The following is a 21140-nucleotide window of genomic DNA, read 5'->3' as shown; positions in this document are numbered from 1 at the left end:
AGCTTCTGCAAACCTTTAAATCACCTTTATATAGCTCTTTTATTTGAATGTAAAGTGTGAAAAAGCCAGTTCCTGTTATAGGGAACTGGCCTGTTCATTTAAGGGTACATCAAGAATTCAGGCGGTAGATTTCACTGTATTTTGCTTTAAAATATGAGATTAAGTAATCAGGATTCAGCGACTCGCCTGTGACATCCTTTAAGATTTCTATTGGCTTTTTTGTTTTCCCATACTGATGAATGTTCTCCGTAAGCCATTGTTTTATCGGCAGAAGATTCCCTTGTTCAACCATTTGATCGAAATCAGGCATAGCCTCAATCATTGCATTTTTTAGCTGAGCTGCATATATGTAGCCCAATGCGTACGAAGGGAAGTAACCGAAGCTTCCTCCGGACCAGTGAACATCTTGAAGCACTCCATTAGCATCGCTGTCAGGCGTAACTCCTAGATATTCATTCATCTTTTCATTCCAGATGCGTGGCAGATCTTTTACTTCTATTTCGTCATTAAACAGGCCTTTTTCAATTTCATAGCGGACGATAACATGAAGGGGGTATGTCATTTCATCTGCTTCAATTCGAATAAGTGATGGCTCAACAATATTGATGGCACGATAATAATCGTCTAGCTCCACTCCGTTGAACTGAGATCCTCCACATTGCTGCAGCATACTGTAATGGTTCTTCCAGAAGCCTTTGTGCCTGCCGATGAAATTCTCCCAGAAAAGAGACTGTGATTCATGAATGCCCATAGATGTTCCCGAACAGAGCGGCGTGCCAATCAGTTCCTGAGAGATATTCTGTTCATAAAGTGCATGTCCGCCTTCATGAATCGTCCCGAATACCGCAGTGCGGAAGTCGTTCTCCATATATTTAGTAGTAACTCGTACATCACCTGGGTTCAGCCCGATTGCGAACGGATGAACAGTTTCATCCAGGCGGCCTGAATTGAAATCATAGCCCATTTCTTTCAGCACATGAAGGCTAAACTCTTTTTGCTTCTCTTTAGGGAAGTGTTCAAACAAAAATTTTGTTTCAGGCTGAGGCGCATCGGTCACTTTTTGCAGAAGCGGGACGATGCTCTCTCTTAATTTGGAAAAAACATCATCAAGAATCTCAACGGTGATCCCAGGCTCATACATGTCAAGAAGTGTATTGTATTTGTTTCCTTCATAACCCCAGTAACCGATAAATCGCTTGTTAAACTCGACAAGCTTTTCTAGATACGGCTGAAACAATGAAAAATCTGAGTTGTTTTTCGCTTCTTCCCAGATGCTCTCAGCTTTTGACTGAAGGATAACGTATTCCTTAAATTCAGCCGGTGGTATTTTAGCGTTTCGTTCAAAATCTTTTTTTACTTCATCGAGTGTCTTTTGAGTGACATGTGACAAAGAATCATAAATGTCGGGTTTGGAAAGTTCGTTGATAAATGCCTTCATCTCATCAGAAGTAGACATCGCAAAAACGTCCGATGAAAGAGTGCCGATTACCTCTGAACGCTGTTCTACTCCTTTTTTAGGGGCGCCTGTGCGCAGGTCCCAATACATCAAGCCGATTGCTTCATTCAGATGCTGCATTTTTTTAACGTATTCAAGGAATTCTTTTTCAGTTGCTATTTTTGTTTGTGTCATATTTATTCTTCCTCTCTCTCAAATAAGCGCTGTAGGCTTCGGCTATTTATTCGAGATAAAAGCAAAAAAATCCTTCTTCAAAGGATTTTTTGTATTATTTATTAAAAAATACTCCAAAAATTAAAGCGTCTGATGAAATATTGAAGAATAAGAAGCAAACTTCTTATCTGAACCTGTTTCAAGATATATTGCATGGTGCAGCGAATTCATTATGTTTTCTTTTTCGGTATCGTTTAAGTAGCCAGTTGAAATGGTGAGAGCTCTTTGTATCTTTTCCACATGTTCAAGGTGAGAATACATGATTAACACACCTGCCTTTCTTTCCATTAGTATGGTCAGCAAGAAAGCAGGACAAACATGAAAATGCCGCACTTTAATAGTGCGGCATTAAGTCTTTATATTATTGTTCTCTTTGGCGCAATGGACGTTTGCCAAAGTACTGATAATAATCCGTTTTCAGATCGCCGTTATAAAGCTTTCTTTTCTTCGATGCAGGCTTTCCGTATAGCTGTTCAAATTTTTCATTAGACGTGATAACATACACAGACCACGTATCAAGAGGACGGAATACATTTCCCATATCTTTGTACAACTCCTCAACCTCTGCTCGTTCACCCAGACGCTCTCCATAAGGCGGGTTTGTTACAACATAACCGTACTCTTTCTTAGTGGTAAAGTCTCTTACCTGCATCTGTTTAAACGTTAAAAAGTCTCCAAAACCTGCTTCACGAGCGTTGTTAATAGACAGTTCGATCATCTTATGATCAATGTCAGATCCTTGAATATCCAGGGGAAGATCGTATTTAGCTAGATCGTTTGCTTCTTCAACGGCTTGATACCAGACTTTCTTTTCAATCCAGCTCCAATTTTCAGAGGCAAACTCACGGTTCACGCCTGGAGCAATATTTTGGCCAATCATTGCCGCTTCAATCGGCAGGGTCCCTGAGCCGCAGAATGGATCAACGAAAGGCTTGTCCGGTGTCCAGTTTGTCAGCATGATGAGCGCAGCTGCCATTGTTTCTTTGATTGGAGCACCGCTGTGCAATTCGCGATAGCCGCGTTTATGCAGGCCAGTACCCGAGGTATCGATCGTGAGTGTAACGTTATCCTTTAAGAGTGATACTTCGATCCTGTAGAGTGCTCCATCCTCTGGAAACCATGTGTTCCTGTTATAATGGGTCTTCATCTTATCCACGACCGCCTTTTTCACGATCGCCTGACAGTCAGATACCGAAAAAAGCTTTGATTTTACTGAACGCCCGATGACCGGAAATTCGCCGTTTTCTGGGATGAAGTCCGGCCATGGCAGAGCTTTCGTTTTCTCGAAAAGTTCGTCAAATGTTTCAGCTTTAAATTCTCCGACAACAAGCTTTACCCGGTCTGCTGTCCGAAGCCACAGGTTTGCTTTTACTAAGGTAGACTCATCACCTGTAAAAAAGATTTTTCCGTTCTCAACTTGGACGTTATCAAATCCGAGGCTTCGCGCTTCCCTCGCAACAAGGGTTTCGATACCCATCGCTGCTGTAGCAATAAACTTTAATGGTTTCATATTGCCGCTCCTTTTAACTGCATTTAATTTTAACGTTTCTTTATCCTTCATTCATTATGTATAGAAATAGAAAAAGCCCCTGAATACGGGGCCCCTTACTTTAAGCTACATCAATAGTTGACCAATAACGTTCTGTAAGCCATGTTCTGTACCTTAGTACTGCAGACGGCAATCAGCCTCGTACACCGGTGGTAATCATCTATCTCCATCCAGCATGCTGCTGGACGCTCTCTCACAAAGTTCATTTCCTTCGTGAGAAACTCCCCTACCATAATTTGGGTTTCTCGCTCGCGGGGTTTACCTCGTTCCACTCCTGCCGTTTCCGGAAGGACTACGTCACTGTGGCACTTTCAAGGTCGTATCACCATATCCGTATGGACTTAGGTGATTTCCCTGCCGTCAGCCCAGTCGAAACCAGACTGCCCTGGCTTATTTTTTGGCCAGGCGCGATCACTACGGTCATCTCAGAACCGTGCGAGCATGGACTTTCCTCTACACCTCAAAAGAGAGGCATAGCGATTACCCGAACGTTATTGCTTTGTTGTCTTGTAAAAGCATGATTCATTATAACAAGTGTCTGTTTAGAAATCAAATGGATAAATACTGGAATTAATCAAACAGCTTGTTGCCGAAAACATGCTTTTCAAGATTGGATAAACGCTGAAGGATATCAGAGTTTGTCGTGCTGGCTTGTGGTGTTACTGGAACACGGCGAGTCTGTTCAGAAACATTCTGCGACTCTCTTTTCAGCCGGTTATTTTCCTGAAGAAGACGATCGTACTCCTTTTGAAACTGTTCATAGTCTTTAATGATCAGGTCCAGGTACTTATCGACTTCATCTTGATCATAGCCGCGAAAGCCTTGTTTGAAATCTTTTTCCAAAATTTCTTTCGCTGTTAAGTTAAAACGTTTTTCACTCATGTGAATCACCTCACACAAAGATTCTAGAACATATTTTTTCAAAAAGATAGCAAAAAGTCAATTTTAATTGCTATTCTTCATACTTGCTGGCTTGCTCATCTTGAACGAGCAGGTCAAGATCATAAGGGGTGATGAAATGAATCTCATACGGATCTCCTTTTTCCTGCTTCTGTTTTGCAGCTTCAAGGTAATACTTTGGAGAACCATCCTTTTCTTCATCAAACAAAATAAGCATGCCTTCCGTTTTCGAAACAAGAAAGATGTTTTTTGCTTTCAGCTGGCCTGGATTTTCATATGGCCGCTTAGTTACTGAGTCAACATAATCAGCATTGATAAGGATTTCCTCATACTGCTCCTGCCGCACTTCGTTCCAGCTCTTTTCCTGTTCCAAAAAGGGAGTGATGACGGCGAGCTTTAGATCAGGAAATATTTCCTTTAAAGAGATGACAACTTCGGCTGCCCACATTTCAACACCTGTTTGCCCGCTGACGATCACCCATTCGAGTCCTTCTTCAATAAAAGACGAAAGACGTTGAAGGAGTGCTTTCTTTATATAATATACCCCTTCATGGTTTTCTTTAAAGATGCCGAGCTCGTGAGATTTGTAACCGGTAACGAGCAATGTTTGCATGATGAAAGCAGCCTCCTTCATAATCAATAAAAAAACAGACAAGCCTGTAAACCGTAAAACAGTCTCATCTGTCTGAAAAATTAATTCAGCTTATTTTATGTTGTATGATGGCTAAGCTGATTGCCAATCATCACGGTTAATCCTAAAACAACGAAAAACATGACAACTATCCATTGCTTCACAAGGCATCTCTCCATATTTCCAAGAATAATTCGTATGAAACGTCGCAGCAACAACCGAAATTGCGACAACAAATTGCTCAAGGCGACTTAATTTGCCATAGAGAAAGACAATACATTGTCAGTTAATCGGTTTTTTTGCGCTCACCCGGGAAATAAAAGTCAGAATATTCCCATGGCCATCTCAATCCTCATTTATTCTACAAAATTTCGGGATGGAATTGAAGAGAATTTCAGCCCTTTTTTGAACATTTTTTGACACTTATTATAACTGCTGCACACGCTTTTCCAGACGCTCGATACGTATATGAAAAGCCGCTTGATCTTTTGCTTCTTTTGCTCTTAAAAGACGTTTTTTTCCTTTCCACCTGTCATATGCAAGAACGGCGTAAAATAAAGCTTTCTCCATATCTTTCGTATGATGCTCGTGGTATTTTGAAAGCTCTGTTGCCGCTTCTTCATCTTTATCCGCACATTTCAGAACCATTTCCCACAGTTCAGATGATTCTTTCATTTTTTTCTGTTTTTTTAGTATGCGCGCGGCTGCCTTTGCAGCATCTGTATAATGTATTTGATCTGAATTCATCACATCATAAAATTTAGCGAGAGCAAGTTCTGTTTCTCCTGCTGCTTCAAACCAGCGGGCTGCTTCATAAGTCTCTTTTCCGGTCGTAAACGTAAGACCTTGTAGTATCTTGGATATGTGGATATATAAGGTCATCAGCGAAAGCACGTCCCATTCATTATGGGTGAAAACCCCTTTTAACAATGACGGATCTCGCTCTTGCAAATATTGAAAATAAAGCATGGGAGCTAGATAGCCCGGTGTATCTTCGACTCGATGCACATCCAGAATCTCTTTCTCTACAATTGAAAGCCTCACAGACGGCAGACTGTCTTTCCATAGACGTCTTGAACCATGCAGAAGGTCGAAATGCCCGAAAGCCGGCAAGGAAGGAACAAAGTCTCGGATCAGCGTATGCCTAGTCTTTACCTGAGGCCAGTCAAAGGACTTTCCGTTATATGTTACAAGGTTTTTTAATTCTTTAATGTGGTTTAAAAAATAATGGTACATCGCTACTTCTGAACCAGGCTGCGGCAGAAAGTATTGCTGAACTTTTACTTGATCGCCAATTAACCGGCTCATACCGAGCATAAATATTGTGTTTCCAGCCCCGCCGCTAAGTCCTGTCGTCTCAGTGTCAAAGAATAGAAGCTCATCAGCATGAATGCCATCCGCACAGAGAGGATGTGCGCTTTTTTGCCGGTTCCATTCTTCGACCGCTCCTTCTAAATCGGCAAGTTTGTACCTTCCCCAAGACATCTCTTTGTCAAAAACCGCTTCTTTAATAATGCAATGATCATCATCAAAAAAATACGGAGCGGCACCATTTTCTTGCCAAAAAGATTGGTGAGGAACTTGCTGTGCTGGTGTTTCTCTTCTATGCACGATGCCTTGTGTTTCCTTTGGACTATCATGTGACATATGCTTTTTCAGCATGTTCAGTTTCTTTTTAAGAGCCATTGATGGTCAAGCTCCTTACTTGTTTTAATAAACGGACCGCAGCACTTTTTGCAAAACTGTTTTCATCCGAAGTTCCAGTACAAGATGGGCATCCATTCTCACAAGGGCAGTTATGAATGACCTTCAATGATTCATCCAAAACAATATCCCAGTGGTTATATATCTTCTCACTGAGGCCGATTCCGCCTGGATAGCTGTCGTATATAAAAATGGTCGGCTTTTCAGAGTGCAAAGCTTTAATCTGCGGTACGACGTGAAGATCAGAAGCATCACACATAACAAACAGCGGTGTTACATGCTTAAGTACGTTCGCAATGCCGATCAGTCCGGCCTCCAGCTGTTCAGTCTTCTCATCGCTTTGCTCGAACTGCAGCCATGTTGCAGAAGTATGAAGCTCTTCTTCTGGCAGATGGATCGGACCAGAGCCGATGTTTTCATGAGTTTCGAACTTAATCTTCTTAAAAATTGTCGCTTTTGCAACCGCCATAACATCTCCATAGCCGATCGATGCAGTGCTGCCTGATTTCTCCTTGTCCACTTCCAGTACGTTAAGCGATACCGCTAGATTGGCATCGGTGAAATAGTCCACATCCACTTCACGGATAAAGGCTTTCTTTTCCTCATAATCCAGCTTCTCTACCTGATATTGAACTCCCTGATGAAGGTAGATAGCCTCTTCGTGAAGCAGTGTCATGGAGCTGAACCGGTCCATCTCCCCGATCACCTTAACATTTGCAGCCTCTGTCGTGTCGATAATGACTACATTTTCTTGTGATGCTGAGCGCAATGAAATGTTATGGGCCGGAAAAGCATCGTTCATCCAGAAGAACTGGTTTCCGCGCCGGTGAAGCACTTGCTCGTCCACGAGGAATTCAAGCACTTCTGTCACTTCCTGATTGCCGAATTTCTCTCCTTCTTTAAAAGGCAATTCGTATGCTGCGCATTTTAGATGATCGACCAAAATGATCAGATTGTCTGGATTGATTCTTGCTGATTCAGGCGAACGGTCAAAAAAATAATCAGGGTGCTGAATGACATACTGATCAAGAGGAGAAGAGCTTGCAACCATGATCACGACTGACTCATCCTGGCGGCGCCCTGCACGTCCTGCCTGCTGCCAGGCACTGGCGATCGAACCCGGATATCCAGTCAAGATACACGCGTGAAGCTGGCCGATGTCCACGCCAAGCTCGAGTGCGTTCGTACTGACGACGCCCATGATTTCCCCGTTTCTTAACCCTTTTTCAATGACGCGGCGCTGCTTTGGAAGGTAGCCGCCGCGATAACCTTGAATAGATTTCATCCCGAATTCTTTTTTCGCCAGATCCTGCAAATAGGTAAGAAGAATCTCCACACGCACACGGGAGCGGGCAAACACTATGGTCTGTATATGATTCTTTAAGAAAAGTGCAGCAAGCTTGCGCGCTTCAAGCGTAGCGCTCCGCCTCACGTTAAGCGGTTTGTTTACGACAGGCGGATTATAAAACAGGAAGTGTTTTCTCCCTGCCGGCGCACCGTTATTGTCAATGAGTGTCATAGCCTTGCCTGTCAGCTCTTCTGCCAGATCTTTCGGATTCGCGATTGTAGCTGAAGTACAGATAAATACAGGGTCGCTTCCGTAAAATCTGCAGATTCTCCTAAGACGTCTAATAACGTTTGCCACGTGGCTTCCAAATACGCCGCGATATGTATGCAGCTCATCAATCACAACATGTGTTAAATTTTCAAAAAGTGACACCCATTTTGTATGATGCGGAAGTACGGCAGAATGAAGCATGTCAGGGTTTGTCATCACGACATTTCCGGCTTTCCTGACAACCTGCCTTATATTCGCTGGTGTGTCGCCGTCATATGTGTAGCTTTTTATGTCGAGCCCGATCTCATCGATCAGTTCGTTGATTTCAGCTTTCTGATCCTGAGCTAGAGCTTTTGTCGGGAACAAATAAAGCGCTCGGCTATTAGGGTTTGCTGCTATTTCCTGCAGAACAGCCAGGTTGTAGCACATCGTCTTACCGCTTGCTGTCGGAGTAACCGCTACAAAGCTTTCCTTTCTTAAAGATGCCTCGAATGCCGACAGCTGGTGCATATATAACGAGCCGATTCCTCTATTTTGCAGTGCTCTTGAAATGTTAGGGTGCAGAAGGGATGGGAGCGGGACCGTGACGGCATCTCTTGGTTCAATCGTTTTCCAATATACGATTTGATCCGATATAGTCGAATCGCTCTTCATCACATCTAGCAGTTCCTGCATCGTTTTTTTACCGAACATTTTATTCACCTCTATATCTTACATTTTATCGAATAAATGTTCGTTTTGAAACCGATTGAACACATTAATACATGATTTTTGAAGGATGGTTTATATTATTTTTCCTGTTATACTTAATAAAAGTAATAATATTCCAAAAAGGAGCTGAAAAAATGTCCGTAACCCCTTACATGAATTTCAAAGGCAATTGCCGGGAAGCAGTGGAGTTTTATGCAGAAGTGTTTGGAACTGAAAAGCCAAACATCATGGCTTTTGGAGATATGCCGCCAAACCCTGAACATCCACTTCCTGAAGAAGCGAGAAACTGGGTCATGCATTCAATGATTTTAGTCAATGGAGACCCGATCATGTTTTCAGACGTTTTGCCTGGAATGCCGTTTAATTCAGGCAGCAACATCAGCCTTATGGTTCACAGCAAGAATGAAGAGGACGTTAGGTCGTGGTTTCAGAAGCTGAGTGATGGCGGTCAGGTTGGAATGGAACTGCAACAGACGTTCTGGAGCAAGCTGTATGGGAATGTAAAGGACAAGTTCGGCATTGAATGGCAGGTTAACTTGGACAATGAGGAAGATAATATGTAAAGGCTGACCCAAGGGACACAACCCTTGGGTTTTTTCAGTTGAATACACTGTATTTAGCTTTTAGTGGCTATTTTTTCAACTCATCGATTAACAATTTAAATAAAGGGTGATCCTTATTCTCCATCTTATATGCTGCATAAATCGTATTTTTCGTTACATACTCTGGGAACAATATTTTCACTTTATTTTCTTTTATGGATTCATGAAAAAGATAAGCAGGCAAAATACTGATTCCCAGTCCTTGCTCGACAGCTTCTAGAATGGCCTGAAGGTTCGGAATAATAAAATACGGCTCCATGGAAGGCCGCTGGTTAAAATGTTCACGCCAATATCTTCTGATAATCGGCAGTTCAAGCCCATATGTCAGCCATTTTTGATTAAGCAGCCATTCTTCTACATCCACTTCTTCTATATTTGGATAATCAATAGGTGCTACGACAACAAACTCCTCATCTTCAAGCTTCGTATATTCAATTCCAGGCACGTGGACCTTCTGAGTAGTGATGATCAAATCTAGTTCGTCTTTTTCGAGAGAGGCTAAAAGATTCTCCGCCACTCCAAAATTTGCCGAAAACCGTAACTCTATACCTTTTAATTTCTTTATTGCTGCTTTTGTAAAAAATTCTAAAGGTGATCCGACCCTTAGCATCGCTGGCATTGCAGACGGCAAGGAATCATGTCTGATTTCTTGTGTCATGCTCTCTAAGCTTTCGATGAGCGGGACGATTTTGGTATATAATTCTTTTCCTCTTTCTGTCGGAATCATTTTGCGCGGAGCTCTCAGAAAAAGCTGCTCCCCGACTTCTCCTTCAAGAGCTGCCAGATGCTGGCTCATCGCCGGCTGTGTCATGATCCTCGCTTTCGCGGCTGCTGAGACAGATCGGTATTTATAGATGCTAATAAAGCTTCGATACCATTCAAAGTCGATCATAAGAACTTACTCTCTTCATTGTTTGTTTCCTTCAGTCTATATACCTTACGGGACTGAATCAACAGTTCGCTGTTTTTTCTGTAATTTTGATAATGAGCGCTGCTGATATGCATAGTTAAAGCTGCTTCATCCCGCCAGGTTTCATAAAAAACAAAAACACCGTGATCTTCAAGAGATTCATGCAAGACATATTCTATACAGCCTTCCTCATCACGAGATGGTTTTATAACGTCTAGCAGTACTTTTTTTAGCTCGTCTTCTTTTCCTTTGACCGCTTTTAAGATCGCGGTGATCGTAATATTTTCCATAACCCTATCTCCTTTTAAAAAAGAAGGCGTGCCCACACATTTTACTGGGTGGGCTGCCTTCTTGTATTATTATCCTAATTGTTTGGTTACTTCCTGTGCAACACTGATCGTAGACTGCGGGTTTTGACCAGTAATCAGATTTCCATCGACCTGGATATGGCTGCTCCAGTTTTCCGCACCTGTAAACTTAGAACCTAATTCACGCAAACGCGTTTCTAATAAGAACGGCATATATTGGTCAAGCGTGGTTGCACGCTCTTCTTCGTCTGTAAACGCGGTAACTTTTTTTCCTGAAACCAGCGGGGAGCCGTCGGACAGTTTAACGCCTACTAATCCTGCTGGACCGTGGCATACAGCGGCTACTGTTTTATTTGCTTCAAACATATCCCGGATGATTTCCTGAAGCTTCTTATTATCCGGAAGATCGAACATTGTACCATGTCCTCCTGGGAGGAAAATCGCATCAAAGTGATCAATGCTGTTAATGTCATCTAGTTTTAATGTATCTTCTAAATATTTTGCTGTATCGGTGATCGCCTGAGGCACCTCTCCTTGAAGGCTTCTTTCATCAACTGGAGCCTTTCCCCCAAGCGGGCTTGCCACAGTAATGCTATACCCGTTTTCTTCAAATTCGAGATAAGCCTCACCGAATTCAGAAAGCCACAATCCTGTACTGTGTTCATTTTTCATTTTATCAGCCGTTGTTACAACCATTAATATATGTTTTGACATGTTTGTTCCTCCTAAAATTGTGAATGTGTTTTACTTTCATGAATCATTGTAGTCCGTTCATTACCATAATACAAATTGCTAAAATACGAGTTATCCATAAATATTTTTATAGTTGGTCGCTTGTCTAATTAGACACAAAAAAAGGGAAATGAGTGGAATTGGCTCGTTTCCCTTTTCTTCTTATCTGATTGAGTGTTTTTATAATAATTCAAAAGATTTTATTATAGACAACATGCCTTTAGGACGTAATTATTGTCATGAAACTATTCGTGTTATAAAGAGGACTGTATCAGCTATTCTTATTCGCTGCCGTACATTTGAAAATATTGAGCCGTGTTTTCACCTGTGATCTTTAGAATCAAAGGCGCGTCTTCGTTATACAAAAGACTGGGAGGCTTGACAGAAAACGATAAATTTTCCGGAAAAGGAGCTGCTCTTACGGTAAATTCAGCAAACGGCTTTACACCTTTAAGTAAGGAAAAGGTCAACGATTCAGGCATTTTCATTTGATCCATTTTACCAATCAGCTTTAAAGTTAATGAATCGGAATCTTGACTTGCGGCTAACTCTGCTTCCCAAAAATCGTTCTCGCCTTTAAAAGCAATTTGTTCGCTGCGTTTCTGAGAAACACTGTTTTGAATCGCTTCTTTCTGCTGCCCGCGGCTCCATACGGTGTTTAAAACCGCAAAGCCTACAAGCAACAGGACAGCCCAAACTGCTTTCTTCCTCATTTACAGTCCTCCTTCTTACAAAAACGTTCAAATTTTTGTGCGGAGATCCCAAAGTTCAGGAAAAAAACGCTGATCGAGAACTTTTTTCAAATAGTTTACACCTGATGAACCGCCTGTTCCCATTTTGAACCCAATAATCCTCTCGACGGTCTTCATATGCCGGAAGCGCCATTGCTGCAGCCAATCTTCTATATCCACGAGCTTTTCGCCAAGCTCGTAAAGATCCCAATATTGTTCGACGTTCTTATATACCTCAAGCCAGGCTGCTTCTACAGACTCATGCGGCGTGTATGGCTTTGTTATGTCACGGTTCAGCACATCAGCGTGGATGTCCAGTCCGGCTTTGGCCAGTGCCTCGATGGCGGCATCGTATAATCCTGGTGAATTCATGGCTTTTTGAAGTCTGTCATGTAGTTCAGGATCTTTTTTATAAATCGTTAGAATATGAGGTGTTTTATATCCGAGCGCGAACTCAATCATCCTGTACTGATACGACTGAAAGCCCGAGGATTGACCGAGTTTCTCGCGGAACTGCATATATTCAGAAGGCGTCAGAGTTGAAAGCACATCCCACGACTCTTTGATCTGCTGCTGAATCTTTGATACCCGTGAAAGCATTTTAAAGGCTGCTGATAAATTTCCTGCTCTAACAGAAGCTATAGCTGATTCCAATTCATGAATGATCAGTTTCATCCAAAGCTCCGAAACCTGGTGAATGACGATAAACAGCATTTCATCATGATGTCCTGACAGGCGGTTCTGGCTTGATAATATGCGGTCAAGCTGCAAATATTCACCATATGTCATGTTATTGGTAAAGTCCGTATGTATGTTGCTTTCAGAAACCCCCTGTTCTCTTGGCTGCTCTTTATTGCTGTTGTCTGACATCCCTTTCACTCCATTCTAATAATCGCAAGTGATAACGCTTACATTATACCATCCAATAAGCCTTTAATACATCTAAGGTCATGTACAATTCTTATATGTTCTTAAAATGAACCAAAAGAAAAAACCCGGCATGTGCCGGGTTCTCTTACAAGGAGGTCTTGAATTAACGGCGAAGTCCGCCAAGCGCTTGAGCTACAAGACGCTTCGTAATTTCGCCACCTACAGATCCGTTTGCACGGGAAGTTGTGTCTGGTCCAAGCTGAACACCAAACTCAGAAGCGATTTCTTGCTTCATTGCTTGTAGTGCTCCTTCTGCTCCAGGAACAACGATTTGGTTGCTGTTGTTACGTGCCATGTGAATTCCCTCCTTTGGGAAAAGATATGTACGGAACTTTTAATCCCGTAAAACTAGTATGAGATTAAACATGCTTGCTTTATTCATAAATAGTTAAATTTTTTTCATATTTTGATTTTAATTATTTCACAGCGAAATAATTAATATCACTCACAGCTGTCTACGCTCTAATTTCCAGCTAAAAAAACCTCCCGTTTCCGGAAGGTTTTATCGGTCAGCTCGGCTGTCGTTCAACGATGCAGCGTTAAGCTGACGTTCGAGCTCAGCTACTTTTTGAAGTTCTTTTTTATGATGTTTTTGAAAGAATAGCACCGTTCTGTACGCAAAATAAGTAAAAATAGCCAATGTAATAAAAGCGGGTATGTATTCCAGCTTATTTTCAGGAAAAACGATTTCAAGCATCTGCAGCACGCCCTTCTTATATTCGAAAACTATTATAACACCTTATAACAGCTACACGTCAATATGAGCTTTATGGGTTTGACGGGCAGAGAAGGATCTTTTGTACCCTTCACGGCACAAAAGAAAAATCATTGTACCTGCTGCCAGACCTGAGATAATATCTAATGGATAATGTACTCCAAGATAGACACGGCTTGCACCAAGAAGCATGACAACTGCGATTCCCGTGGCAAAAATCCACGGTTTTTTTGCCCATGTTGATATGAAATAAAACAGCATCATGTAAAACGATGCACCAATCATAGCATTGCCGCTGGGGAAACTGAATCCATCAGCATCTATGAGCCTGTCATCAATTGGCCGAGGACGTGCATACAGCCATTTGATCAGCGTATTAAGAGAAAAAGCTCCGGCTAAACATGTAAAAAGCCATAAAGCTTGAGAATAAAGCCTTCGTAACACAAAGAGCACTCCAGCTAATATGAATATCACCGCAATAACTGAAGCAGAACCAAGCATGCTGAACTGGATGATAATGTCATTTAACTGTTCATTTCTTAGCGTAAGCACTGCTTCTCTGATTTGCAAGTCTATTTTGTTAATGATTTTCACTTTATACAAACTTGCAGCCAAAAACAAGACAGCCAGCGATAAACAAATCCATCTTCCTTTCATTTCAAACATTCCCCCTTTTTACCATAACAGGAATAGTATACGAAATATAAACAAAGAAAAAACTCTCTATGAAAGAGAGTTTTCAAGTACATACCTATTTCTTGGATGTTCCGCACATTTTTTGCTGCATGAGCGCTTTTGCTTTGCTTCACAGTCCTTGCACATGAGCAGATGTTTGTTGCACTCAGGATTTCCGCACTTAACATAACGTTCTTCCGGTAAACTGCAATGACAGCATTTCCCGACTACTTCTTCTTCACCCGTCCGGTTGACAGGGACTGAGATGCGTTCATCAAACACGTAGCATTTGCCGTCCCACAGCTTGCCTTTTACTTCAGAATCATACCCATAAGTGATGATGCCTCCATCGAGCTGGGAGACATCCTTAAAACCTTCTTTTACAAGAAAGCGTGAAAATTTTTCACATCGTATTCCGCCAGTGCAATAAGTCAGTACCTTTTTATCCTTATACTTGGTAAAGTTCTTCCTTATCCACTCAGGCAGTTCTCTGAAGGTTTCTATATCCGGACGGATCGCGTTTTTAAAGTGTCCGAGATCATATTCATATGTGTTCCGGGCATCCAGGATGACTACATCATCCTGCTGCATAGCCTCAAGCCACTCTTTTGGTGATAGATGTTTACCGGTCGTTTCGTTTGGGTTCACATCGTCGTCGAGGTTTAGATTCACAATTTCAGGCTTGATTTTAATCTTAATTTTCTTAAAAGCTTGTTCTTTATTTTGCTCTACCTTAAAAACAATATCCTTCAGCCGCTCATCACTTCGTAAATGTATACGGTATGCTTCCATCTGCTCAAGTGTGCCAGATACGGTTCCGTTAATGCCTTCTTTTGCGACAATAATCCGTCCGACTATTCCATGGCTCTTGCAAAAATCTAAATGTTCTTCCTTAAATGCTGCCGGATCCTCTATATCAACATATTTATAGAACAGTAATACTTCATACATATCCTTCACCCTGTCTTTAATACATGGTCATTTTACAACTATCCAATTATATTAGAAAACTTGACTGACGCCAAGCCCTTATGCGTCAGACTTAGTTGAACTTATACTTACTCTTAGGCTTTTTAACCGCGTCGAAATTCTTCTTGTTAAAAAGTTATACTTTCCTATAGTACAAAAAAAGAAAGAAGCGCGCAAAGCTCTTCTTTCTCTATATTTAAGAAAAATGGGTTAATAGGAGAGACGTCAGCAGCCCCGCGGAGGAAATAAATCCTATCACAGCTCCGCCATCTTCGTGTGCCTCCGGGAGCATCGTTGAAGAGACCATTGCCATTATTCCCCCGCCTGCAAATGCGCCAATAATAGAAATATAAGATACTGAAGCTTCTTGCAGGAATGTATAACCTGAAAATGAAGCGGCAGCAGATAATAAAAGTACAACAGTCCACATTCCTAAGACCTTTTTCTTCGAATAGCCTTCTTTAATCAGTCCAACAGAACTCGACAGTCCCTCAGGAAAGTTGCTGACAAAAATCGCAATTACGAGCAGCCAGCTGACCTTGCTTTGTTCAATCAAGCTAGCACCGATGAGAACAGACTCTGGAATGGCATCTAAAACGGTGCCTGCAAATATTGCCATCCCTGTACCTTTCACTGTTTTTGATCGTGACCTTTTTCGTTCATGGCCGCCTGTCCGAGATAATACGTAATCAATGATCGTGAAAATAGCAGCACCTGCCAAGAAGCCGGCTGCGGCAATCTGCAAATTACTCTGCTGGGCTGCTTCAATCAGCAGCTCGAAAGCGACAGCGCCAATCAGAATACCTGTACCGAATGCCATGATCCACGCTATCCATTTTTTCGGGATTTTTATTGTAACCGCGGTTAGTGCGCCGAGCAATACCGCGGATCCGGCTACGCCCCCCCATAACGCTGCCTGCAGCATGCAAGACCCTCCTTTTTCAAAGATACATATTATTACAGTAATTACATGTCATTCCCAGTTGTTTCAAATAAAAGTATGTGTAAATATTTAACTAGTGAAAGTCATAGCTGCATCAACAACAGGAGGTAGAACATGAAGATCAAAACGACCGCATTTACATTAGCCGCCTTATTGATGACAAGTTCCGCTTCTTTCGCAGCAGAACCTCATGTCGTGCAGTCTGGTGAAAGCCTTTACACGATCGCACGAAATAATAGTACAACTGTGGAAACCCTGACTGGGCTGAATAAAATAAACGGCACAAGCTTGTTGCCAGGTCAGACTGTCTTTGTACCATCTTACCCAAAGCAATATACGGTAAAACAAGGGGACCGCTTATTTCCAATCTCACTAAATCTGAATGTATCCTATTCAAGTTTAAAAGATGCGAATCCTCAGCTTAAAGATGTGAACCTGATTTATCCCGGACAGCTCATTGACGTGCCGTCTGCGGTCAACGCTGCACCTGTTCAGCAGCCAGAACCTGCTAAACAGCCTGCTCCTGCAGCTGACAGCGTAAGCTCACAGGCCAAAGAAGTAGCAGCTCTTGTCAATAAAGAACGCCAGAACGCAGGGCTTCCGGCATTAGCTCTGGATGAAGAATTGAGTTCTGTCGCTCTTGTCAAAGCAAAAGATATGATTCAGCAAAATTACTTTTCACACACGTCACCAGTTTACGGATCGCCATTTGATATGATGAAACGTTTCGGCATTACTTATTCGGCTGCAGGTGAAAATATTGCCAAAGGACAGTCTTCCGCAGCAGAAGTCATGCAGGACTGGATGAACAGCCAAGGACATCGTGAAAATATTTTAAGCAGCTCTTATGATTCAATCGGCATCGGATATTATCAAGGTGCTTGGGTCCAGCTATTTAAAAAATAACCCTTAACAACAAATCATGCAGCAATGACTTTCACTTCAGCTATAAAAAAAACAGCCCCTGTCAGGCTGTTTTTTTATACACTTACATTTTCACTTAATAATGAAACTCGGAAAGGATGAAGATCCGCGGTCATGACACCCTTTTTTACGGCAGGATCATTTTTCATGACAGATTGCGCCTCATGCTCATCCATGCCCATTAAAATAACGATGCCAAACGCAGCATCCAGACAAGGACCTGCCAAGAGCAATTTTTTTTCATTCTTCAAATTCTGCAAGTAGAAAAAATGCGATTCTAACACTTCTTGTTCTTGTTCTGTCTGGTTTTCCATAAGATCTTGCCTCACAGGCTTCAGTTGATAGATAAAATGTTGGCTGTTCATCTTATTCCTCCTCTTGCCATTACTTTCTTCGAGTAAGATGAAATTCCTTCTTAAGCCACATTATCTTTGATCAATTGATCAATGCTCTCATAGTAATGAGCCAGTGATTCTGTCCGTATTTTACGGAAGATATGATAAGGTACATCTCCCATGAGGAGTTTTCTGGCAAACTTCCATGCTTGCACCTCTATCACCAGCTCTATTTTCTTTCTTTTTAAAAAGTCTTGTTCGTTTTCCAGCCTTTGTGCGAGTACTTTTAAATAAGGATCATTAGCGTGTCCTAGTTCATGAGCAAGGATTACCTTTAAATAATCATAAAAGATATCCTGCCCGGGAAAAAATTGTTCTGCTTGGCTAAAAATTTCTGATTTATAAAGTGTAATAGTATGGCTGTCCATGCTGAACATTCCACCGATACGGCGGCCAGTAGGGTTGTTTTCTTCTATTCGAATCGAAGCTGTCGTCTCTGAGATATGTTTAAACTGTTCAAGGATTTGATTAATTTGGCTTTTTTCCGTCATTCTTTTCCCTTCTCTTGTTATTATAGGCTGCAGATTTCATCGGCGCCGTCTTTGTTTGCGGTCTATTATTTTTTTGTTTAATGCCCTTGCTTTCTGAATTTTTATTAGCCGTTCGGTTCGAGATTTCCCCTGCAACAATCGATCTTTTTTGAAGCGGGAGGTTTAATTTTGCAGCCCATTTTTTCAGGATGGTTTCTTCCGTTTTAGTAACGAGCGATATTACAGCACCCTCTTTACCCATTCTCCCCGTTCGTCCTGATCGGTGGATGTAGAGTTGATCGTCATCTGGCTGATCAAAATGAATAACATGCGTGACATCGGATATATCTAGTCCTCGGGCGGCCACATCAGTTGTCATCAAGACAGGTACAGCATCTTTGCGGAACTCCCTCATCACTTTCTGTCGCTCTTCTTTTGTCGAATTGCCTGCTAGTACACCTATGGCTGCGCCTCTATATTCTAATTTGGCTGCAACCTCATCCAGCCTGCTGCTTCCATTTACAAACACAATCGCTTTTAAGGGCGTGATATTCTTTATAATCTTTCGAAGAGTCTCCACTTTGTCTCTTAATTCACTCACCATGTAAAAATGAAGCAAGTTTGACTTCGGCAGCTGATCTTGTTTCACTTTAATAATAACCGCTTCATTTGTGGAGCTCTTCGCCCACTCTTCAGCCTTTTTAGTCATTGTTGCCGATACAAATAGAAGCTGGCGGTCTTTAAATGTGGCTTTAACAATCTGTTCTATTTCCCCTTTAAGACCCGATTCCAAGATTGAATCAGCTTCATCCACAACGATCGTTTTAACATCCTGCATCTTCAATTTTTTCATCTGAAGGATTTCTCTTACTCTCCCTGGTGTTCCAACGATATATTGAGGCTTTTTCTTCAGCTTGTCGAGCTGCCGCTGCATGTTAGCACCGCCAATAAGCGTTGCGCCAGTCAGACCGCTTCCTTCTGTATATTGCTGGCATACCTCATATATCTGCATAGCCAGTTCCCTTGTCGGTGCAAGAACGATCAGCTGAGCGTTCTGCACGTCTGAAGTCATATTTTTTAATACCGGCAAAAGGTAAGCCAAGGTCTTTCCTGTCCCTGTCGGAGATTCGATTATGGCATCTTGCCTGTCATGCACAGATTCAAACACTTGTTTTTGAACAGGTGTCGGTTCGCCAAAACCAGCTTTGGCCCATGCTTTATTTATGTATTCTGGAAATTGAGTCATAACGTTCATCTAACACTGCTCCTTCATTTTGCATATCTCTTCTAATGCCTCAAAAAATAGAGGGAGTGAATTTTCTAAAAAAGGTATCTCATCTTCGCCCACTTCCTGTCTGTATCTAATCGTTACGAGGTTATTATATTTACCCCGCGGCTTCCCAAATTGATAGGAAAGATGCTGCTGCACATCAGCACTATGGCCATAACGGTTTTGGAGTACTTTCTGTATATCCGCACATTCAATGTCGATATCTTCAACAGGCAATGCAATGCTATATTCTAGCAGACACCCGGCATTTTCAGGTCTGTCTTTTATCTTTTCCTGATACAGAGCCTCTAAACTGCTTGAAATGGATACATGCCCGATTATCTCTTCACTGGATTCTCTCAGCTTGAATGAAACTTTATACTGTCTGACTGCAGTTGCCATATCCATTAAGTCACTTCGGCCGCTAATCAAGATTTTTTCCTCAAAATCAGCATCATACACTGCACCTTCAAGAACAACCTTTAGATTATCATAAACGGATGGATGAAACATCTTGCTCACTGCCTTTATTTTTATACTTTTTATACGGTACGTGAAAATTAATTATATTAACGTTTTTTATTATGTTGTCCGCCTCTTTCTCAATTAGACCGTATATTTTAAAAACGCTGTATCATTTCGTCTGATCCTGCTTCAGCCCGTCTCTTAGCTGGTGCAAAACGTATTCTACCGATGATGCCAGATCCTTGAAGCGCCGTTCTCTCATATCAGGCTGCAGTGCTGATATGCTCAATGACTGCAGATTTTCAGCAGCAGCAGAAATCTGTGATCCATGTATATAATTTGCTCGTGTACGGTTTGCGAACTCTTCAGCCAGCGGCAGCCACTCGTCACACGTATCTCTCACTTTATCAGCAAAAGGTTTTACCTCAGAAAAGAAATCTGGGGCTTCTTCCCCTCTTGACGCAAATTTTTCTCTTGCTTCTTCAAGCAGCAAGATCAGCAATTCTGTTTTATTTAATAGCACTTCATTCATTGTATGTCCCTCCGTATACCATCCTAACATAAATCAAAATAAATTGGCTGACCTCAGAGTCTTTAAAGACTGCCATATCGGTATTTATACTTTACACCTTTGTTTTTTGACGGCGTCATTTTTTATAGCAAAAAAAAAGTGCCGCAGCACTTTTTTTCATTTTATAGAGTAAACAGACTAACAAACCAGTTTTTCCGCTGTTTTTCTGTATGGATAATCCTTTCTTGTTTGACCGGCATCTTCAAGAGCGTGACTTCTGCGTCTTCAAGACGTGCTTCAATGGCTGCCAGCTTCTTGACCATCTCTTCCATCTCACCTGCGTGCTGCAGAAGCTGATACGAAACGACGCTGTCCGCTTTTTCTTCAAGCTTCTTCTCTAGGCTGTCGATCCGCGAGAGCAAGTTTTCGAATTTTTCTTCTATTCCTTCCGGTACAGCAGCCAATTGTTTCTTTACTGCCGGTTTTTCTTTTTGTGACAGCTGAATATCTCCGATCAGGAGTCCGCTGTCGAGCTGCATCTTGATTTCCTTTAATTCATTAATATCATGCTCGGTAAATAAATAATGGCCATGGTCGTTCTTCTTCAGATCCATATTGAAATGCCTGACCCACCTTTGTACAGTTGTAGGGTTCACGCCAAGTTCCTCTGAAACACTCTTCGTTTTCAATATCATTTCCATCTGAATCCCTCCCCTGGTATCTTGCCTAACACTTTCTGCGGAATAATTCTCCTTTCCTTCACCATTGACAAAACTAGTTTTGATTCGCCAAAACAAGTGCAGAAGCAACGCGAAATGCCGTTTCGACAGCGTTCTGTATAGAAAAACAAAGCTATACTTACACTAAA

25 protein-coding genes and 1 other RNA gene are annotated in these 21140 nt (G+C 41.8%); 2 read left to right on the top strand and 24 right to left on the bottom strand.

Annotation, left to right across the window (positions count from 1 at the left end):
• Positions 1–109: 109 nt before the first annotated feature.
• The 8 genes from CGZ90_RS01420 to CGZ90_RS01385 form a co-directional block, all read right to left on the bottom strand.
• Positions 110–1630, bottom strand: coding sequence for a carboxypeptidase M32 (locus CGZ90_RS01420; protein WP_094250550.1), 1521 nt, complete (start codon positions 1628–1630; stop codon positions 110–112).
• 120 nt (positions 1631–1750) lie between these two features.
• The gene (locus CGZ90_RS01415) at positions 1751–1930 is read right to left on the bottom strand and encodes a hypothetical protein (RefSeq protein WP_094250549.1); all 180 of its coding nucleotides are present in this window, start codon (positions 1928–1930) and stop codon (positions 1751–1753) included.
• Between the two features lie 100 nt (positions 1931–2030).
• Positions 2031–3179, bottom strand: a complete 1149-nt coding sequence (locus CGZ90_RS01410; protein ID WP_094251748.1) for a THUMP domain-containing class I SAM-dependent RNA methyltransferase — start codon at positions 3177–3179, stop codon at positions 2031–2033.
• Positions 3180–3309: 130 nt separating this feature from the next.
• An RNA gene (gene rnpB, locus CGZ90_RS01405) (RNase P RNA component class B) lies at positions 3310–3710 on the bottom strand.
• Positions 3711–3788: 78 nt separating this feature from the next.
• Complete coding sequence (gene gpsB, locus CGZ90_RS01400; RefSeq protein ID WP_094250548.1) at positions 3789–4100, bottom strand: cell division regulator GpsB; 312 nt, start codon at positions 4098–4100, stop codon at positions 3789–3791.
• A 70-nt stretch (positions 4101–4170) separates the two neighbouring features.
• Positions 4171–4731 carry an SLOG family protein gene (locus CGZ90_RS01395; protein ID WP_094250547.1) on the bottom strand — a complete coding sequence of 187 codons (561 nt, stop codon included), beginning with the start codon at positions 4729–4731 and terminating at the stop codon, positions 4171–4173.
• A 444-nt stretch (positions 4732–5175) separates the two neighbouring features.
• Positions 5176–6435, bottom strand: coding sequence for a ribonuclease H-like domain-containing protein (locus CGZ90_RS01390; RefSeq protein WP_094250546.1), 1260 nt, complete (start codon positions 6433–6435; stop codon positions 5176–5178).
• Positions 6425–8704, bottom strand: a complete 2280-nt coding sequence (locus CGZ90_RS01385) for a DEAD/DEAH box helicase (protein WP_094250545.1) — start codon at positions 8702–8704, stop codon at positions 6425–6427. The genes CGZ90_RS01390 and CGZ90_RS01385 overlap by 11 nt, the downstream gene beginning before the upstream one ends.
• A gap of 152 nt (positions 8705–8856) precedes the next feature.
• Between CGZ90_RS01385 and CGZ90_RS01380 the strand changes: the two genes are divergently transcribed.
• Positions 8857–9285, top strand: a complete 429-nt coding sequence (locus tag CGZ90_RS01380; protein ID WP_094250544.1) for a VOC family protein — start codon at positions 8857–8859, stop codon at positions 9283–9285.
• 67 nt (positions 9286–9352) lie between these two features.
• On the opposite strand, the gene CGZ90_RS01375 is transcribed toward CGZ90_RS01380, so the two are convergent.
• The 10 genes from CGZ90_RS01375 to CGZ90_RS01330 all read right to left on the bottom strand — a co-directional run bounded on the left by CGZ90_RS01375 (position 9353) and on the right by CGZ90_RS01330 (position 16219).
• Positions 9353–10216, bottom strand: a complete 864-nt coding sequence (locus CGZ90_RS01375; RefSeq protein ID WP_094250543.1) for a LysR family transcriptional regulator — start codon at positions 10214–10216, stop codon at positions 9353–9355.
• Positions 10213–10524, bottom strand: coding sequence for a putative quinol monooxygenase (locus CGZ90_RS01370; RefSeq protein WP_094250542.1), 312 nt, complete (start codon positions 10522–10524; stop codon positions 10213–10215). The genes CGZ90_RS01375 and CGZ90_RS01370 overlap by 4 nt, the downstream gene beginning before the upstream one ends.
• A gap of 69 nt (positions 10525–10593) precedes the next feature.
• Positions 10594–11256, bottom strand: a complete 663-nt coding sequence (locus CGZ90_RS01365; protein WP_094250541.1) for a type 1 glutamine amidotransferase domain-containing protein — start codon at positions 11254–11256, stop codon at positions 10594–10596.
• Positions 11257–11555: 299 nt separating this feature from the next.
• Positions 11556–11987 carry a hypothetical protein gene (locus CGZ90_RS01360; RefSeq protein ID WP_094250540.1) on the bottom strand — a complete coding sequence of 144 codons (432 nt, stop codon included), beginning with the start codon at positions 11985–11987 and terminating at the stop codon, positions 11556–11558.
• A gap of 27 nt (positions 11988–12014) precedes the next feature.
• Entirely contained in the window at positions 12015–12875 is an 861-nt protein-coding gene (gene kynA, locus CGZ90_RS01355) for a tryptophan 2,3-dioxygenase (RefSeq protein ID WP_094250539.1), read from the bottom strand.
• A gap of 163 nt (positions 12876–13038) precedes the next feature.
• Positions 13039–13230 carry an alpha/beta-type small acid-soluble spore protein gene (locus CGZ90_RS01350; RefSeq protein ID WP_094250538.1) on the bottom strand — a complete coding sequence of 64 codons (192 nt, stop codon included), beginning with the start codon at positions 13228–13230 and terminating at the stop codon, positions 13039–13041.
• Positions 13231–13437: 207 nt separating this feature from the next.
• Positions 13438–13632: a hypothetical protein gene (locus CGZ90_RS01345; protein ID WP_094250537.1), complete on the bottom strand. Its 195-nt coding sequence runs from the start codon at positions 13630–13632 to the stop codon at positions 13438–13440.
• Between the two features lie 51 nt (positions 13633–13683).
• Complete coding sequence (locus CGZ90_RS01340; protein ID WP_165766733.1) at positions 13684–14307, bottom strand: phosphatase PAP2 family protein; 624 nt, start codon at positions 14305–14307, stop codon at positions 13684–13686.
• 66 nt (positions 14308–14373) lie between these two features.
• Positions 14374–15276, bottom strand: coding sequence for an oxygen-dependent tRNA uridine(34) hydroxylase TrhO (gene trhO, locus CGZ90_RS01335; RefSeq protein WP_094250535.1), 903 nt, complete (start codon positions 15274–15276; stop codon positions 14374–14376).
• Between the two features lie 214 nt (positions 15277–15490).
• Entirely contained in the window at positions 15491–16219 is a 729-nt protein-coding gene (locus tag CGZ90_RS01330; RefSeq protein WP_094250534.1) for a ZIP family metal transporter, read from the bottom strand.
• Between the two features lie 132 nt (positions 16220–16351).
• Here CGZ90_RS01330 and CGZ90_RS01325 point away from each other — a divergent pair, with 132 nt between their 5' ends.
• Positions 16352–17143 (top strand): LysM peptidoglycan-binding domain-containing protein, encoded by a 792-nt coding sequence (locus CGZ90_RS01325; protein WP_133063537.1) that lies wholly within the window; start codon positions 16352–16354, stop codon positions 17141–17143.
• Between the two features lie 74 nt (positions 17144–17217).
• Here CGZ90_RS01325 and CGZ90_RS01320 read toward each other — a convergent pair whose 3' ends face one another.
• From CGZ90_RS01320 to CGZ90_RS01295, 6 genes are all read right to left on the bottom strand, one after another.
• Positions 17218–17526, bottom strand: a complete 309-nt coding sequence (locus CGZ90_RS01320) for a YciI family protein (RefSeq protein WP_094250533.1) — start codon at positions 17524–17526, stop codon at positions 17218–17220.
• Positions 17527–17576: 50 nt separating this feature from the next.
• Positions 17577–18047 (bottom strand): ImmA/IrrE family metallo-endopeptidase, encoded by a 471-nt coding sequence (locus CGZ90_RS01315; RefSeq protein ID WP_094250532.1) that lies wholly within the window; start codon positions 18045–18047, stop codon positions 17577–17579.
• Positions 18025–19281, bottom strand: a complete 1257-nt coding sequence (locus CGZ90_RS01310) for a DEAD/DEAH box helicase (protein WP_094250531.1) — start codon at positions 19279–19281, stop codon at positions 18025–18027. Before CGZ90_RS01310 ends, CGZ90_RS01315 begins: the two co-directional genes overlap by 23 nt.
• The gene (locus CGZ90_RS01305) at positions 19282–19809 is read right to left on the bottom strand and encodes a hypothetical protein (RefSeq protein ID WP_094250530.1); all 528 of its coding nucleotides are present in this window, start codon (positions 19807–19809) and stop codon (positions 19282–19284) included.
• A 121-nt stretch (positions 19810–19930) separates the two neighbouring features.
• Positions 19931–20293 (bottom strand): DUF1798 family protein, encoded by a 363-nt coding sequence (locus CGZ90_RS01300; RefSeq protein WP_165766732.1) that lies wholly within the window; start codon positions 20291–20293, stop codon positions 19931–19933.
• A 161-nt stretch (positions 20294–20454) separates the two neighbouring features.
• Positions 20455–20973 carry a MerR family transcriptional regulator gene (locus tag CGZ90_RS01295; protein WP_094250528.1) on the bottom strand — a complete coding sequence of 173 codons (519 nt, stop codon included), beginning with the start codon at positions 20971–20973 and terminating at the stop codon, positions 20455–20457.
• Between the last annotated feature and the right edge of the window lie 167 nt (positions 20974–21140).

Source organism: Fictibacillus aquaticus (assembly GCF_002245695.1).
GTDB classification, from domain to species: domain Bacteria; phylum Bacillota; class Bacilli; order Bacillales; family Fictibacillaceae; genus Fictibacillus; species Fictibacillus aquaticus.
The sequence above is the reverse complement of the archived record's forward strand: the minus strand, read 5'-3'. Positions and strand labels throughout refer to the sequence as shown.

Excerpts from the sequence above, each read along its gene's own strand:
- CGZ90_RS01350 (WP_094250538.1), bottom strand. The coding sequence starts at position 13,230 with ATGGCACGTAACAACAGCAACCAAATCGTTGTTCCTGGAGCAGAAGGA.
- CGZ90_RS01340 (WP_165766733.1), bottom strand. The coding sequence starts at position 14,307 with ATGAAAGGAAGATGGATTTGTTTATCGCTGGCTGTCTTGTTTTTGGCT.
- CGZ90_RS01415 (WP_094250549.1), bottom strand. The coding sequence starts at position 1,930 with ATGTATTCTCACCTTGAACATGTGGAAAAGATACAAAGAGCTCTCACC.
- CGZ90_RS01360 (WP_094250540.1), bottom strand. The coding sequence starts at position 11,987 with ATGAGGAAGAAAGCAGTTTGGGCTGTCCTGTTGCTTGTAGGCTTTGCG.
- CGZ90_RS01300 (WP_165766732.1), bottom strand. The coding sequence starts at position 20,293 with ATGAATGAAGTGCTATTAAATAAAACAGAATTGCTGATCTTGCTGCTT.
- CGZ90_RS01305 (WP_094250530.1), bottom strand. The coding sequence starts at position 19,809 with ATGTTTCATCCATCCGTTTATGATAATCTAAAGGTTGTTCTTGAAGGT.
- CGZ90_RS01370 (WP_094250542.1), bottom strand. The coding sequence starts at position 10,524 with ATGGAAAATATTACGATCACCGCGATCTTAAAAGCGGTCAAAGGAAAA.
- CGZ90_RS01315 (WP_094250532.1), bottom strand. The coding sequence starts at position 18,047 with ATGACGGAAAAAAGCCAAATTAATCAAATCCTTGAACAGTTTAAACAT.
- CGZ90_RS01420 (WP_094250550.1), bottom strand. The coding sequence starts at position 1,630 with ATGACACAAACAAAAATAGCAACTGAAAAAGAATTCCTTGAATACGTT.
- kynA (WP_094250539.1), bottom strand. The coding sequence starts at position 12,875 with ATGTCAGACAACAGCAATAAAGAGCAGCCAAGAGAACAGGGGGTTTCT.
- CGZ90_RS01325 (WP_133063537.1), top strand. The coding sequence starts at position 16,352 with ATGAAGATCAAAACGACCGCATTTACATTAGCCGCCTTATTGATGACA.
- CGZ90_RS01365 (WP_094250541.1), bottom strand. The coding sequence starts at position 11,256 with ATGTCAAAACATATATTAATGGTTGTAACAACGGCTGATAAAATGAAA.
- CGZ90_RS01345 (WP_094250537.1), bottom strand. The coding sequence starts at position 13,632 with ATGCTTGAAATCGTTTTTCCTGAAAATAAGCTGGAATACATACCCGCT.
- CGZ90_RS01410 (WP_094251748.1), bottom strand. The coding sequence starts at position 3,179 with ATGAAACCATTAAAGTTTATTGCTACAGCAGCGATGGGTATCGAAACC.
- CGZ90_RS01320 (WP_094250533.1), bottom strand. The coding sequence starts at position 17,526 with ATGAACAGCCAACATTTTATCTATCAACTGAAGCCTGTGAGGCAAGAT.
- CGZ90_RS01380 (WP_094250544.1), top strand. The coding sequence starts at position 8,857 with ATGTCCGTAACCCCTTACATGAATTTCAAAGGCAATTGCCGGGAAGCA.
- CGZ90_RS01395 (WP_094250547.1), bottom strand. The coding sequence starts at position 4,731 with ATGCAAACATTGCTCGTTACCGGTTACAAATCTCACGAGCTCGGCATC.
- CGZ90_RS01385 (WP_094250545.1), bottom strand. The coding sequence starts at position 8,704 with ATGTTCGGTAAAAAAACGATGCAGGAACTGCTAGATGTGATGAAGAGC.
- CGZ90_RS01375 (WP_094250543.1), bottom strand. The coding sequence starts at position 10,216 with ATGATCGACTTTGAATGGTATCGAAGCTTTATTAGCATCTATAAATAC.
- CGZ90_RS01330 (WP_094250534.1), bottom strand. The coding sequence starts at position 16,219 with ATGCTGCAGGCAGCGTTATGGGGGGGCGTAGCCGGATCCGCGGTATTG.
- gpsB (WP_094250548.1), bottom strand. The coding sequence starts at position 4,100 with ATGAGTGAAAAACGTTTTAACTTAACAGCGAAAGAAATTTTGGAAAAA.
- CGZ90_RS01310 (WP_094250531.1), bottom strand. The coding sequence starts at position 19,281 with ATGAACGTTATGACTCAATTTCCAGAATACATAAATAAAGCATGGGCC.
- CGZ90_RS01295 (WP_094250528.1), bottom strand. The coding sequence starts at position 20,973 with ATGGAAATGATATTGAAAACGAAGAGTGTTTCAGAGGAACTTGGCGTG.
- CGZ90_RS01390 (WP_094250546.1), bottom strand. The coding sequence starts at position 6,435 with ATGGCTCTTAAAAAGAAACTGAACATGCTGAAAAAGCATATGTCACAT.
- trhO (WP_094250535.1), bottom strand. The coding sequence starts at position 15,276 with ATGTATGAAGTATTACTGTTCTATAAATATGTTGATATAGAGGATCCG.